At 60.2% G+C, this 13245-nt stretch carries 10 protein-coding genes; 4 read left to right on the top strand and 6 right to left on the bottom strand.

The features are described 5' to 3' along the window. The first annotated feature begins 170 nt into the window (after positions 1-170). The 4 genes from JFU47_RS23955 to JFU47_RS23940 all read left to right on the top strand — a co-directional run bounded on the left by JFU47_RS23955 (position 171) and on the right by JFU47_RS23940 (position 7652). On the top strand, positions 171-1328 hold the full coding sequence (locus tag JFU47_RS23955; protein WP_140677501.1) for an efflux RND transporter periplasmic adaptor subunit: 1158 nt from the start codon (positions 171-173) through the stop codon (positions 1326-1328). 3 nt (positions 1329-1331) lie between these two features. Further along, positions 1332-4496, top strand: a complete 3165-nt coding sequence (gene emhB / locus JFU47_RS23950) for an efflux RND transporter permease subunit EmhB (RefSeq protein WP_046046199.1) — start codon at positions 1332-1334, stop codon at positions 4494-4496. Further along, the gene (gene emhC, locus JFU47_RS23945) at positions 4493-5953 is read left to right on the top strand and encodes an efflux RND transporter outer membrane subunit EmhC (RefSeq protein WP_201186069.1); all 1461 of its coding nucleotides are present in this window, start codon (positions 4493-4495) and stop codon (positions 5951-5953) included. The genes emhB and emhC overlap by 4 nt, the downstream gene beginning before the upstream one ends. Positions 5954-6392: 439 nt before the next feature. After that, positions 6393-7652 (top strand): OprD family porin, encoded by a 1260-nt coding sequence (locus JFU47_RS23940; RefSeq protein ID WP_201186061.1) that lies wholly within the window; start codon positions 6393-6395, stop codon positions 7650-7652. Positions 7653-7803: 151 nt separating this feature from the next. Here the strand turns inward: JFU47_RS23940 and pcaC are convergent, their stop codons facing one another. The 6 genes from pcaC to pcaH all read right to left on the bottom strand — a co-directional run bounded on the left by pcaC (position 7804) and on the right by pcaH (position 13210). After that, complete coding sequence (gene pcaC / locus JFU47_RS23935) at positions 7804-8196, bottom strand: 4-carboxymuconolactone decarboxylase (RefSeq protein ID WP_033060940.1); 393 nt, start codon at positions 8194-8196, stop codon at positions 7804-7806. A 10-nt stretch (positions 8197-8206) separates the two neighbouring features. Beyond that, a complete protein-coding gene (pcaD, locus tag JFU47_RS23930) occupies positions 8207-9013 on the bottom strand; it encodes a 3-oxoadipate enol-lactonase (RefSeq protein ID WP_201186059.1) in 807 nt (268 codons plus the stop codon). Positions 9014-9024: 11 nt separating this feature from the next. Beyond that, positions 9025-10389: a 3-carboxy-cis,cis-muconate cycloisomerase gene (locus JFU47_RS23925; protein WP_201186057.1), complete on the bottom strand. Its 1365-nt coding sequence runs from the start codon at positions 10387-10389 to the stop codon at positions 9025-9027. 45 nt (positions 10390-10434) lie between these two features. Further along, the gene (locus tag JFU47_RS23920) at positions 10435-11739 is read right to left on the bottom strand and encodes an MFS family transporter (protein WP_201186049.1); all 1305 of its coding nucleotides are present in this window, start codon (positions 11737-11739) and stop codon (positions 10435-10437) included. A gap of 198 nt (positions 11740-11937) precedes the next feature. Next, positions 11938-12504 carry a protocatechuate 3,4-dioxygenase subunit alpha gene (pcaG, locus tag JFU47_RS23915; protein WP_201186047.1) on the bottom strand — a complete coding sequence of 189 codons (567 nt, stop codon included), beginning with the start codon at positions 12502-12504 and terminating at the stop codon, positions 11938-11940. Position 12505: 1 nt separating this feature from the next. Further along, complete coding sequence (gene pcaH, locus JFU47_RS23910; protein WP_201186045.1) at positions 12506-13210, bottom strand: protocatechuate 3,4-dioxygenase subunit beta; 705 nt, start codon at positions 13208-13210, stop codon at positions 12506-12508. Positions 13211-13245: the final 35 nt, after the last annotated feature.

Raw genomic sequence — 13245 nt, 5'->3', positions numbered from 1 at the left:
ATTCGAACCCTTGAACGGCTTTTGTAACGGTGTGGATACGCGGCCAAGGTATTTACAAACAACCATGAACGTAAGTATATTCCTTAGCAAGCTACTTATCCACTCAGCGCACATTTTTTACCTTTCCACATTTCGAGTGCGCAATTTGCGCGCCTGACCCGAGGATTTTCATGCAATTCAAGCCAGCTGTTACCGCTCTGGTCACCGCCCTCGCCTTGGCATCGCTGCTCAGCGGATGCAAAAAGGAAGAGGCGGCACCTGCCGCACCACCCCCTCAGGTCGGCGTCGTTACCCTGCAACCTCAAGCCTTCACCCTGACCTCCGAGCTTCCGGGCCGTACCAGCGCGTACCGCATCGCTGAAGTTCGCCCTCAGGTCAACGGCATCATTCTCAAGCGCCTGTTCAAGGAAGGCGGCGACGTCAAGGCCGGCCAACAGCTGTATCAGATTGATCCGGCCGTCTATGACGCCACCCTGAAAAGCGCCGAAGCCAATCTGCAGCAGACCAAATCGATTTCGGATCGCTACAAGCAACTGGTCAGCGAACAGGCTGTAAGCCGTCAGGAATACGACACAGCCCTGGCCAACCGGTTGCAATCGGAAGCCGCCCTGCAAAGCGCCCAGATCAATGTGCGCTACACCAAAGTTTACGCGCCACTCTCCGGCCGCATCGGCCGCTCGACCGTGACTGAAGGCGCGCTGGTCACCAGCGGCCAGGTCGAAGCGATGGCGGTGATTCAGCAACTGGACCCAATCTACGTCGACGTGACCCAGTCTTCCGTAGAGCTGCTGGAACTGCGCCGCGAACTGGAAAGCGGCCGTCTGCAAAAATCTGGCGACAACGCGGCCGCGGTCAAGCTGACCCTCGAAGACGGCAGCCAGTACAAACAGGAAGGCAAACTCGAGTTCTCCGAAGTCTCGGTGGATCAGACCACCGGTTCCGTGACCTTGCGTGCGGTGTTCCCGAACCCTGACCACACCCTGCTGCCAGGCATGTTTGTACACGCCCAATTGCAGGCCGGTGTGAACAGCGCGGCGATCCTCGCCCCGCAACAAGGCGTGACCCGTGACCTCAAAGGCTCCCCGACCGCGCTGGTCGTCGGCCCGGACAACAAGGTCGAACTGCGTCAGCTCAAGGCCAGCCGCACTGTCGGCAGCCAGTGGCTGATCGAAGACGGTCTGAAGGCCGGCGATCGTCTGATCACCGAAGGACTGCAATTCGTCAAACCTGGCATTGAAGTCAAAGCCACTGAGGCGACAAACGTTGGCGCAAAGAACCCGGCCCCCGCAAAAGTAGCTGACAAGGCTTCCAGCGGCAAAGGGGAGTAAACCATGTCCAGATTTTTTATCGACCGTCCGATTTTCGCCTGGGTAATTGCCTTGGTGATCATGCTGGTCGGGGCTCTATCGATCCTCAAACTCCCGATCAACCAATACCCGAGCATTGCGCCTCCGGCCATTGCGATCCAGGTGACTTACCCTGGCGCGTCCGCACAAACCGTGCAGGACACCGTGGTGCAAGTGATCGAGCAACAGCTCAACGGTATCGATAACCTGCGTTATGTCTCCTCGGAAAGTAACTCCGACGGCAGCATGACCATTACCGCGACCTTCGAGCAGGGCACCAACTCCGATACCGCGCAGGTTCAGGTCCAGAACAAGCTGAACCTGGCCACCCCGCTGCTGCCGCAAGAAGTGCAGCAACAGGGTATCCGCGTGACCAAGGCAGTGAAAAACTTCCTGATGGTGATCGGCGTGGTGTCGCGCGACGGCAGCATGACCAAGGACGACCTGTCCAACTACATCGTGTCGAACATGCAGGATCCGATCTCGCGGACCGCCGGTGTTGGTGACTTCCAGGTCTTCGGTGCCCAGTACGCAATGCGGATCTGGCTCGACCCGGCCAAGTTGAACAACTTCAACCTGACCCCGGGGGACGTGAAAACCGCCATCGCCGCGCAGAACGTCCAGGTGTCGTCCGGTCAGCTCGGTGGCTTGCCTGCCGTGGCCGGCCAACAGTTGAACGCGACGATCATCGGCAAGACCCGTCTGCAAACGGCTGAGCAGTTCAAGGCGATCCTGTTGAAGGTCAACAAGGATGGTTCGCAAGTGCGTGTCGGCGACGTGGCGGATGTCGGTCTGGGCGGTGAAAACTACTCGATCAGCGCCCAGTTCAACGGCAGCCCGGCCTCCGGTCTGGCGGTGAAACTGGCCAACGGTGCCAACGCCCTCGACACTGCAAAAGCCCTGCGCAAGACCATCGAATCCCTCAAGCCGTTCTTCCCGCAAGGGATGGAAGTGGTATTCCCTTACGACACCACGCCGGTGGTGACCGAGTCGATCAAGGGTGTGGTTGAAACCCTGGTCGAAGCGATCGTGCTGGTGTTCCTGGTGATGTTCCTGTTCCTGCAAAACTTCCGCGCCACCGTCATCACCACGATGACCGTGCCCGTGGTACTGCTGGGGACCTTCGGGATCCTCGCGGCGTTCGGCTTCAGCATCAACACCCTGACCATGTTCGGTATGGTGCTGGCCATCGGTTTGCTGGTGGACGACGCCATCGTCGTGGTGGAGAACGTCGAACGGGTCATGAGTGAAGAAGGCCTGTCACCCAAGGAAGCCACCAAGAAATCCATGGGGCAAATCCAGGGTGCACTGGTCGGTATTGCCCTGGTGCTGTCGGCGGTACTGTTGCCGATGGCATTCTTCGGCGGTTCCACCGGTGTGATCTACAAGCAGTTCTCGATCACCATCGTCTCGGCTATGGCCCTGTCGGTACTGGTTGCACTGATCTTTACCCCGGCGCTCTGCGCCACCATGCTCAAAGCGATTCCCAAGGGTGAGCACGGCGTCCCGAAACGCGGATTTTTCGGCTGGTTCAACCGCAACTTCGACCGTAGCGTGAAAAGCTACGAACGCGGCGTTGGCAACATTCTGCGCAACAAGGTGCCGTATCTGCTGGTGTACGTGATCATCGTCGTCGGCATGATCTGGTTGTTCCTGCGTATTCCATCCGCGTTCCTGCCGGAAGAAGACCAAGGTGTACTGTTTGCCCAGGTGCAAACCCCGGCCGGTTCCAGTTCCCAGCGCACGCAAGTGGTCGTGGACGAGATGCGTGAGTTCCTGCTGCGTCCGGGCAAGGACGGCGGTGAAGGTGATGCGGTGGCCTCGGTGTTCACCGTGACCGGCTTCAACTTCGCCGGCCGTGGTCAGAGTTCGGGTATGGCGTTCATCATGCTCCGACCGTGGGACGAACGTAACGCCGACAACAGCGTGTTCAAAGTCGCGGCCCGTGCCCAACAGCATTTCTTCACCTTCCGTGACGCCATGGTGTTTGCGTTCGCACCTCCGGCGGTGCTGGAGCTGGGTAACGCCACCGGTTTCGACGTGTTCTTGCAAGACCGTGCCGGTATCGGTCACGACGCACTGATGGCTGCACGCAACCAGTTCCTCGGCATGGCGGCGCAGAGCAAGGTGCTGTCGCAGGTCCGCCCGAACGGTCTGAACGACGAACCGCAATACCAACTGGAAATCGATGACGAGAAGGCCAGTGCCCTGGGCATTACCATCGCCGACATCAACAGCACCCTGTCGATTGCCCTGGGCAGTAGCTACGTCAACGACTTCATCGACCGCGGTCGGGTGAAGAAGGTTTACGTACAAGGCCAGCCGGGCGCGCGCATGAGTCCTGAAGACGTGAAGAAATGGTACGTACGCAACAGCGCCGGCACCATGGTTCCATTCTCCGCGTTCGCCAAGGGTGAGTGGATTTACGGTGCGCCGAAGCTGTCGCGTTACAACGGCGTAGAGGCGATGGAAATCCTCGGTGCCCCGGCACCCGGCTACTCCACCGGTGAAGCCATGGCCGAAGTCGAAGCCCTGGCCCAGAAACTGCCGGCCGGTGTTGGTATATCCTGGACCGGCCTGTCATACGAGGAACGACTGGCGGGTTCGCAGGCGCCGGCGCTGTTTGCGTTGTCGATCCTGATGGTGTTCCTGTGTCTGGCCGCGTTGTATGAAAGCTGGTCGATTCCGATTGCGGTGGTGCTCGTGGTGCCGCTGGGGATTATCGGTGCCTTGATGGCGACCAGCCTGCGCGGTCTGTCCAATGACGTGTACTTCCTGGTGGGTCTGTTGACCACCATTGGTCTGGCGGCGAAAAACGCCATTCTGATCGTCGAGTTCGCCAAAGACCTGCATGAACAGGGCAAGAGCTTGCAGGAGGCCGCCATCGAGGCTTGCCGCATGCGTTTGCGTCCGATCATCATGACGTCCCTGGCGTTTGTCCTCGGCGTCGTGCCCCTGGCCATTTCCACTGGCGCCGGCTCGGGTAGCCAGCACGCCATCGGTACGGTGGTGATTGGCGGTATGATCACCGCCACCGTATTGGCGATATTCTGGGTCCCGCTGTTTTTCGTCACCGTGTCGGCCATGGGGCAGCGCAAAATCGCTGACCAGGACGACGCTCTAGAACCTTCTAAAGAGGCTGGCTTATGAGCAAGTCGCTACTTTCCCTGGCTGTTGCCGCCTTCGTGCTCGGTGGCTGCTCGCTGATACCCGATTATCAGCAGCCTGAAGCACCGGTGGCGGGCCAGTACCCGCAAGGTCCGGCGTATTCCTCGGCCCAGGCGCCTGCCCAGGCTGCCGCTGAACAGGGCTGGAAGCAGTTTTTCCATGACCCGGCGCTGCAACAGCTGATCCAGGTCGCCCTGGAAAACAACCGTGACCTGCGTGTCGCGGCGCTGAACATCGACGCCTTCGCGGCCCAATACCGCATCCAGCGTGCCGATCTGTTCCCGGCCGTGTCGGCCAACGGCACCGGCAGCCGTCAGCGGGTCCCGGCTCGGGCCTCGCAAACCGGCGAAGCGGGTATCACCAGTTCCTACTCGGCCACGGTCGGCATCAGCGCCTATGAACTCGACCTGTTCGGTCGGGTTCGCAGCCTGAGCGAAGAAGCCCTGCAGAAATACTTCGCCACTGAAGAAGCGCGCCGCAGCACCCAGATCAGCCTGGTGGCCAGCGTGGCCAATGCCTATCTGACCTGGCAGGCCGACAAGGAACTGCTGAAACTGACCCAGGACACCCTCGGTGCGTTCGAGGAGAGCTACAAGCTCACCGCCCGCAGCAACGAAGTGGGTGTCGCCTCGGCCCTGGACCTCGCCCAGTCGCGTACCTCGGTGGAAAACGCCCGCGCGCAACAGGCCAAGTACACCCGTCAAGTCGCCCAGGATGAAAACATCCTGGTGCTACTGCTCGGCACCGGTGTCCCGGCCAACCTGCAAGCGGCCAAACCATTGGCTGACGACCTGCTGAGCGACGTGCCGGCCGGTCTGCCATCAGACTTGCTGCATCGTCGTCCGGACATCCTCCAGGCCGAATACGACCTGAAAGCGGCAAACGCCAACATCGGCGCGGCGCGGGCGGCGTTCTTCCCGAGCATCAGCCTGACCGCCAATGCCGGGACCCTGAGCCCGGACTTGTCCGGTCTGTTCAAGGGCGGTTCGGGCACCTGGTTGTTCCAGCCGCAGATCAACCTGCCGATCTTCAACGCCGGCAGCCTGCGCGCCAGCCTGGATTACTCAAAAATCCAGAAAGACATCGGCGTGGCGAACTACGAGAAGTCCATTCAAACGGCCTTCCAGGAAGTCGCCGATGGCCTGGCCGCCCGCCAGACCTACACCGATCAGTTGCAGGCCCAGCGTGATTTCGTCACCGCGAACCAGGACTACTACCGTCTGGCCGAGCGTCGCTATCGCATTGGTGTCGACAGCAACCTGACCTTCCTCGATGCCCAACGTCAGCTGTTCAGTGCCCAACAGGTACTGATCACCGACCGTTTGGCGCAACTGGTCAGTGCCGTCAATCTGTACAAGGCACTGGGCGGTGGCTGGAACGAGCAGACGGCGAAGAACGAACCGTTGAAAGAAGAAGCGCCGAAGCTGAAGTTGTTCTGATAGCGCTGTAAAACAAGAAGCCCACCGATTGGTGGGCTTTTTGTTGAACACAGGAAAGTTGTGTTGGCCTCACTGGCCTCTTCGCGAGCAGGCTCGCTCCCACAGGGGACTACCTGCGTGTATGTAATTTGAGCCAGACACAAATCTCTTGTGGGAGCGAGCCTGCTCGCGATGAGGCCGGAACAGACAACACAAATTCCCAGCCAATCTTATGTTCGATAATCGCCCAAAACCCGCTTTTCCCGATTGAACCATCCAGTCCATTCCCCGCACCATTCGTCGCACAAGACCAATAACAACAGGTTCGACACCATGCCCCCGCGCCCTGCCCTGTCCGGCTGATCTCGTTCGTTTTTGCCCTGATTTCAAATTTTTGTCTGCACCCCCCAGGTGGCGGCAGCACCCCGTTTCACACCTAAAAATTAGAGAGACCCGACACATGACACCTTCCAATACTCAATACTTGTTCCCCAGCCTCATCGCCGTTGCACTGGCCAGTACGGCTCTGCCCGCCATGGCCGAGGAGTCAGGCTTTGTCGAAGGTGCCAAGGTCAACCTGAACCTGCGCAACTTCTACATCAACCGCAACTTCACCAACCCGACCAAAGCTCAGGGCAAGGCAGAGGAGTGGACACAAAGTTTCATCCTCGACGCCAAGTCCGGATTCACCCAGGGCACCGTCGGGTTCGGCATGGATGTGCTGGGCCTGTACTCGGTGAAACTCGACGGAGGTAAAGGCACGGGCGGTACGCAGTTGCTGCCGCTGGATCACGACGGTCGCCCGGCGGACAACTTCGGTCGCACCAACGTGGCGTTCAAGGCCAAGCTGTCGCAGACCGAAGTGAAGGTGGGCGAATGGATGCCGGTGCTGCCGATCCTGCGTTCGGACGACGGTCGTTCCCTGCCGCAAACGTTTCGTGGTGGCCAGATCACCTCGAAGGAAATCAACGGCCTGACGCTCTACGGCGGCCAGTTCCGCGCCAACAGCCCGCGCGACGACAGCAGCATGAGCGACATGTCGATGACCGGCAAACCGGCGTTTACCTCCGACCGTTTCAACTTCCAGGGCGGTGAATACGCCTTTAACGAGAAACGCACCCAGATTGGTTTGTGGAATGCCGAACTCAAGGACATCTACAGCCAGCAATACGTGAATCTGATCCACAGCCAGCCCATCGGCGACTGGACCCTGGGCGCCAACCTCGGTTTCTTCTACGGCAAGGATGACGGCGGCGCCCAGGCCGGCGAGTTGGACAACAAGACGTGGTCAGGCCTGTTCTCGGCCAAATACGGCGGCAACACCTTCTATGTCGGCCTGCAAAAACTCACCGGCGACAGCGCGTGGATGCGGGTCAATGGCACCAGCGGCGGCACCCTGGCCAACGACAGTTACAACGCCAGTTACGACAATGCGAAAGAAAAATCCTGGCAGGTACGGCATGACTACAACTTCGTCGCCCTCGGCATTCCCGGCTTGACCTTGATGAACCGCTACATCAGCGGCGACAACGTCCACACCGGCACCATCACCAACGGCAAGGAATGGGGCCGCGAAAGCGAACTGGGTTACACCGTGCAGAGCGGCGCGCTCAAAGACCTCAACGTCAAATGGCGCAACTCGACCATTCGCCGGGATTTCAGCAACAACGAGTTCGATGAAAACCGGTTGATCGTCAGCTATCCGATCAGTTTGTTGTAAACCTCACCACCGCCATCGTCGGAATGCCGCCCAGACCAAGCCCGGCTCCCACAGGGATTTTCAGTGAACACAAAATTGACGTTCACGCCGAAAACTGTGGGAGCGAGCCTGCTCGCGAAGGCGTCAGCTCAGGCACCGCAAATCGCCAGAATCACTCCCGCGATTCGACGCCAAGCTCATCCCACACCGACTCTGCCAAGTGGAACGTCGCATTCGCCGCCGGAATGCCGCAATAGATCGCGCTCTGCATGATCACTTCCTTGATCTCGCCGCGGGTCACGCCGTTGTTGGCGGCGGCGCGCAGGTGCAGTTTGAGTTCTTCGTTGCGGTTCATGCCGATCAGCATGGCCATGGTGATCAGGCTGCGGGTATGGCGCGGCAGCCCCGGACGGGTCCAGATGTCGCCCCAGGCGTGACGGGTGATCATCTCCTGAAACTCCGAGTTGAACTCGGTCAGCGCGTTCAGGCTGCGGTCGACGTGGGCGTCGCCGAGGACTGCGCGGCGGACTTTCAGGCCCTCGTCGTAACGTTGTTTCTCGTCCACAACAATCCCCTTAATGAGCTGACAAAAACGTCACTACCCGGTCACTGAACGCAGCACCGGCCTGGACGTTGGACAAGTGCGCGGCGTAGAACTCGGCGTACTCGGCGCCCTGCACATGTTCCTGAATGAAGTGCCCGCCGGACGGCGGCGTGACCGCGTCTTCGGTGCCGGCAATGACCAGCAGCGGCAGCTTGATCGAGGACAGCTGATCGCGGAAATCGGCATCGCGCACGGCGGCACAGTTCGCGGCATAGCCTTCAGGCGAGGTGGCGGCGAGCATGTCAGTAATCTTCTTCGCGGCGGCAGGATTGGTTTCAGCAAAATCCGCGGTGAACCAGCGCGCAATCGACGCATCACGCAGCGCGACCATGGCGGCCGGACCGTCACGCAGCACGGTTTCAATGCGCGGGTTCCACACCGACGGATCACCGATTTTCGCCGCGGTGTTGCACACCACCAGTGCGTTCAGGCGATCACCCGCGTTGATCCCCAGCCACTGGCCAATCAGCCCGCCCATGGACAGACCGCAGAAATGCGCGCGTTCGATGTGCAACGCATCCAGCAACGCCAGCACGTCATGGCCCAGTTGCTCGATGCTGTACGGCCCCGGCGTGACCAGCGATTTGCCATGGCCACGGGTGTCGAAACGCAGCACGCGGAAATGCTCGGTGAACGCCGCAATCTGCGCGTCCCACATGTGCAGGTCGGTGCCCAGCGAGTTGGACAGCACCAGCACCGGCGCATCCGCCGGGCCATCGAGTTGCGGCCCTTGAATTTGGTAGTGCAGTTCGCCCTCGGCGAGTTGTACGAAAGCCACAGCAATCTCCTTCAGGCAGTCAACGCAGAATGTTCAGCCACCGCTCGCTCGACCCAGGTATGGGCCTGACCGAGGTAATGGGCGGGGTCCAGCAGATGATCAAGTTCAGCATCCGACAGTTCGGCAGTCACTTGCGGCTCGTCGCCGAGTACCGCTCGTAGATGACGTTGTTCTGTCACGGCGCGTTTGCAGCATTGCTCCAGCAGATGGTGCGCGGTGTCGCGGCCGACCCGTTGGGCGAGCACGATGCTCACCGCTTCGGCGAGCACCAGGCCTTGGGTCAGATCGAGGTTGCGGGCCATGCGCTCGGCGTCCACTTCCAGCCCATCCGCCACCAGCATCGCTTGTTTCAGGCTGCCGGACACCAGGCAGCAAATCTCCGGCAGGGTTTCCCACTCGGCATGCCACAGGCCCAGGCTGCGCTCGTGTTCTTGAGGCATAGCGCTGAACAGCGTCGAGAGCAAACCCGGAACGCGCGTCGCAGCACCGATCAACACCGCCGCGCCCACCGGGTTGCGTTTGTGCGGCATGGTCGAAGAACCGCCCTTGCCCGGCGCGGAAGGTTCGAACACTTCAGCGGCTTCGGTCTGCATCAACAGGCTGATGTCTCGGCCCAGTTTGCCGAGGCTGCCGGCGATCAATCCCAGTACCGAACCGAACTCCACCAAGCGGTCTCGCTGGGTGTGCCAAGGTTGATCCGGCAGCGTCAGTTTCAATTCTTCAGCCAGCGCCTGGGCAATCGGCATCGCCTGCTCGCCGAGGGCCGCGAGGGTTCCAGAGGCGCCGCCGAACTGCAGCACCAGCAGTCGCGGTTTGAGTTGTTGCAGACGTTGACGGCTGCGAGTGACAGCGCCCAGCCAACCGGCGATTTTCATGCCGAGGGTGACGGGTGTCGCGTGCTGCAACCAGGTGCGCCCGGCCAGTGGTGTGGCGACGTAGCGCAACGCCTGGGTCGCCAGCGTTTCGCCCAGTTGCGCCAGATCGCTTTCGATCAGCGCCAGCGCGCCACGCAGTTGCAACACCAGACCGGTGTCCATCACGTCCTGGCTGGTAGCGCCCAGATGCACATAGCGCTCGGCTTCGGCATGGTTGGCCGCGATCTGTTTACCCAGCGCCTTGACCAACGGAATTGCCGAATTGCCGGCCGTGGCAATCGCCTCGCCGAGGGCGGCGAAGTCGTAATGCCCGGCCTGACAGGCCGCTTCAATCGGCGCGACAGCCGTTTGCGGAATCAGCCCGACTCGCGCCTCGGCCCGGGCCAGTGCCGCTTCGAAATCAAGCATCGCTTGAACCCGCCCCTGATCGCAGAACACCTCACGCATGTCGCGGGCAGTAAAATAGGCATCGAACAATTGATTGCCCGGTCGCTCGTTCATAAACAGTCCCTGGAGGCGTGGGCCGATCAGGCCCACGGGTAAAGATCAAAGGTCGTTGTGCAAGTACTTCGCCTGTTTCGGCAAGCGCAGGCTGAACAGGAACGCCACCGCCATCATCACCGTCACGTACCAGTAGAAGGAGTTTTCCATACCCCCGGCTTTGAGGCTCAGGGCCACGTACTCCGCCGAACCGCCGAAGATTGCATTCGCCACCGCATACGCCAGGCCGACGCCCAGCGCGCGCACCTCCGGCGGGAACATTTCGGCTTTTACCAGGCCACTGATGGAGGTGTAAAAACTGACGATAGCCAGCGCTACAGTAATCAGCACAAACGCCAGAAACGGACTGCTGACGCTTTTCAGGCTCAGCAGGATCGGCACGGTGAACAACGTCCCCAGAGCGCCGAACCACAGCATCGAGTTACGTCGGCCAATCTTGTCCGCGAGCATGCCGAACAGCGGCTGCATGCACATATAAAGGAACAGTGCGCCAGTCATGATGTAGCTGGCGGTCTTGGCGTGCATGCCGGCGGTGTTCACCAGGTACTTCTGCATGTACGTGGTGAAGGTGTAGAAAATCAGCGAGCCACCGGCGGTGTAACCGAGCACGGTAATAAACGCGGCTTTGTGGTCGCGGAACAGCGCCATGATGCTGCCAGCGTCTTTGTTCTCACGCATTTCCTTGCTGGTGGTTTCCTTGAGCGAACGACGCAGGAACAGCGAAATCAACGCCGCCAACGCACCGACCACAAACGGGATCCGCCAGCCATAGGCACGCAAGTCATCTTCGGTGAGGAACTGTTGCAGAATCACCACCACCAACACCGCCAGCAACTGCCCGCCAATCAGCGTCACGTACTGGAACGAGGCGAAGAAACCGCGCTGGCCCTTGAGGGCCACTTCGCTCATGTAGGTCGCGGTGGTGCCGTACTCACCGCCCACCGACAGGCCCTGGATCAAGCGGGCGAACAACAGCATGATCGGCGCCCAGACCCCGATGCTGTTGTAGGTCGGCAGGCAGGCGATGAGCAACGAGCCGAAGCACATCATCAGAATCGAAATCATCATCGAATTCTTGCGCCCGTGCTTGTCCGCGACACGGCCGAAGATCCAGCCACCGATGGGCCGCATCAGGAACCCGGCGGCGAATACGCCAGCCGTGTTGACCAACTGTACAGTCGGATTATCTGAAGGGAAAAAGGCCGGGGCAAAATAGATCGCCGAAAAAGCGTAGACGTAGAAGTCGAACCATTCGACGAGGTTGCCGGACGAGGCGCCGACAATCGCAAAGATCCGTTTACTGCGCTCTTCGCCGGTGTAGTGCTCTGTAGTAGAGGTGTTAGTTGTCATTGTTTTTTACTCAATGGGGACTGTCAGAGTCTAGACACACTTTGCAACAGCCCCGTTCCACAAATGCATTACCTGAGCGCAACACAGTCCCTGTGGGAGCGAGCCTGCTCGCGAAAGCGTCGGCACAGGCAACATTGATGGTGGCTGATACGACGCCTTCGCGAGCAGGCTCGCTCCCACAAGGTTAGCGATGCTCACTCAATAGTCGAAGAACACCGTCTCTGCATCAGTGCCCTGCAAAATCACATTCCACTGGTAAACACCCGACGTATCAGCCTTGGCCAGCAAGGTATGGCGGCGTTCAGACGGCACACATTCCAGCAGCGGATCCGCCACGTTGGCCGGTTCGCCATCAAAGTAAATCCGCGTCAGCAAGTGCTTCACCAACCCGCGAGCAAACACCAACACCACCAGATGCGGCGCCTGGGTCGTGCCTTTCAAGCCTTCCACCGTGCCCGGTTTGATCGTGGTGAAACGGAAGCGCCCTTCTGCATCCACCGGCACCCGGCCAAACCCTTCGAAGTTCGGGTCCAGGGGTTTGTCCTGATCGTCTTCGGGGTGGTCATACTTGCCGGCGGCGTTGGCTTGCCAGACTTCCAGCATCGCGTCGTTGACGACGTCGCCGTTACCATCGATGACTTGCCCGGTGATCGCCACGCGCTCGCCCAGGGTTTGTTCGACCGTCAGGTCTTCGCGGTTCAACCAGGTCAAGCCGATGTGGTAATACGGCCCGACGGTGTGGGATGTGGTCGCGTTCAGCGTCATCTTATTTCTCCATCGGCGTGGCTTCACGGCCGCGCAAGACGATGTCCCAGCGATAACCGAGGGCATAGGAAGGGATAGTTTTTTCCAGGTCGAAACTGGCGATCAAACGCTCTTTGGCGCTGGTATCCGGTACGCAGTTGTAGATCGGGTCATACGCCAGCAATGGATCGCCCGGGAAGTACATCTGCGTGACCAGGCGCGTCAGAATGCTCGGCCCGAACAGTGAGAAATGGATGTGCGCCGGGCGCCACGCGTTGTGGTGGTTGCCCCACGGATAGGCGCCGGGTTTGATGGTCTGGAATTGGTACCAGCCGTCAGCGTCGGTCACGGTGCGGCCGGTACCGGTGAAATTCGGGTCCAGCGGTGCATCGTGCAGGTCGCGGTCATGGTTGTAGCGACCGGCGGCGTTGGCCTGCCAGATCTCCACCAGAATCCCCGGCACCGGCAAACCATCTTCATCCAGCACGCGGCCATGGATAATGATGCGCTCCCCCAGTGGCTCACCCTTGTGCTGGGCGGTCAGGTCGTTGTCCTGCGCTTGGATGCGCTCGGCACCGATGGTCGGACCGGTAACTTCCGACAGCGAATGGGGCAAAAACACCAACGGTTTGGACGGCGAGCGACGGTTAGTGGATTGATAGGCCGGGTGCAGGTAGTCCGGCTGGGTGCCCTCTTGCGGGCGGCGGTAACCAGGCTTGTCAGTCATGGAGCATTTCCTCAGTTCTTATTAGTCACGCCGCG

It is taken from the genome of Pseudomonas sp. TH39(2020), from assembly GCF_016650715.1.
GTDB lineage: Bacteria > Pseudomonadota > Gammaproteobacteria > Pseudomonadales > Pseudomonadaceae > Aquipseudomonas > Aquipseudomonas mandelii_C.
This window is presented reverse-complemented; position numbering and strand designations above follow the sequence as displayed.

Excerpts from the sequence above, each read along its gene's own strand:
- JFU47_RS23955 (WP_140677501.1), top strand. The coding sequence starts at position 171 with ATGCAATTCAAGCCAGCTGTTACCGCTCTGGTCACCGCCCTCGCCTTG.
- emhB (WP_046046199.1), top strand. The coding sequence starts at position 1,332 with ATGTCCAGATTTTTTATCGACCGTCCGATTTTCGCCTGGGTAATTGCC.
- emhC (WP_201186069.1), top strand. The coding sequence starts at position 4,493 with ATGAGCAAGTCGCTACTTTCCCTGGCTGTTGCCGCCTTCGTGCTCGGT.
- JFU47_RS23940 (WP_201186061.1), top strand. The coding sequence starts at position 6,393 with ATGACACCTTCCAATACTCAATACTTGTTCCCCAGCCTCATCGCCGTT.
- JFU47_RS23925 (WP_201186057.1), bottom strand. The coding sequence starts at position 10,389 with ATGAACGAGCGACCGGGCAATCAATTGTTCGATGCCTATTTTACTGCC.
- JFU47_RS23920 (WP_201186049.1), bottom strand. The coding sequence starts at position 11,739 with ATGACAACTAACACCTCTACTACAGAGCACTACACCGGCGAAGAGCGC.
- pcaG (WP_201186047.1), bottom strand. The coding sequence starts at position 12,504 with ATGACGCTGAACGCGACCACATCCCACACCGTCGGGCCGTATTACCAC.
- pcaH (WP_201186045.1), bottom strand. The coding sequence starts at position 13,210 with ATGACTGACAAGCCTGGTTACCGCCGCCCGCAAGAGGGCACCCAGCCG.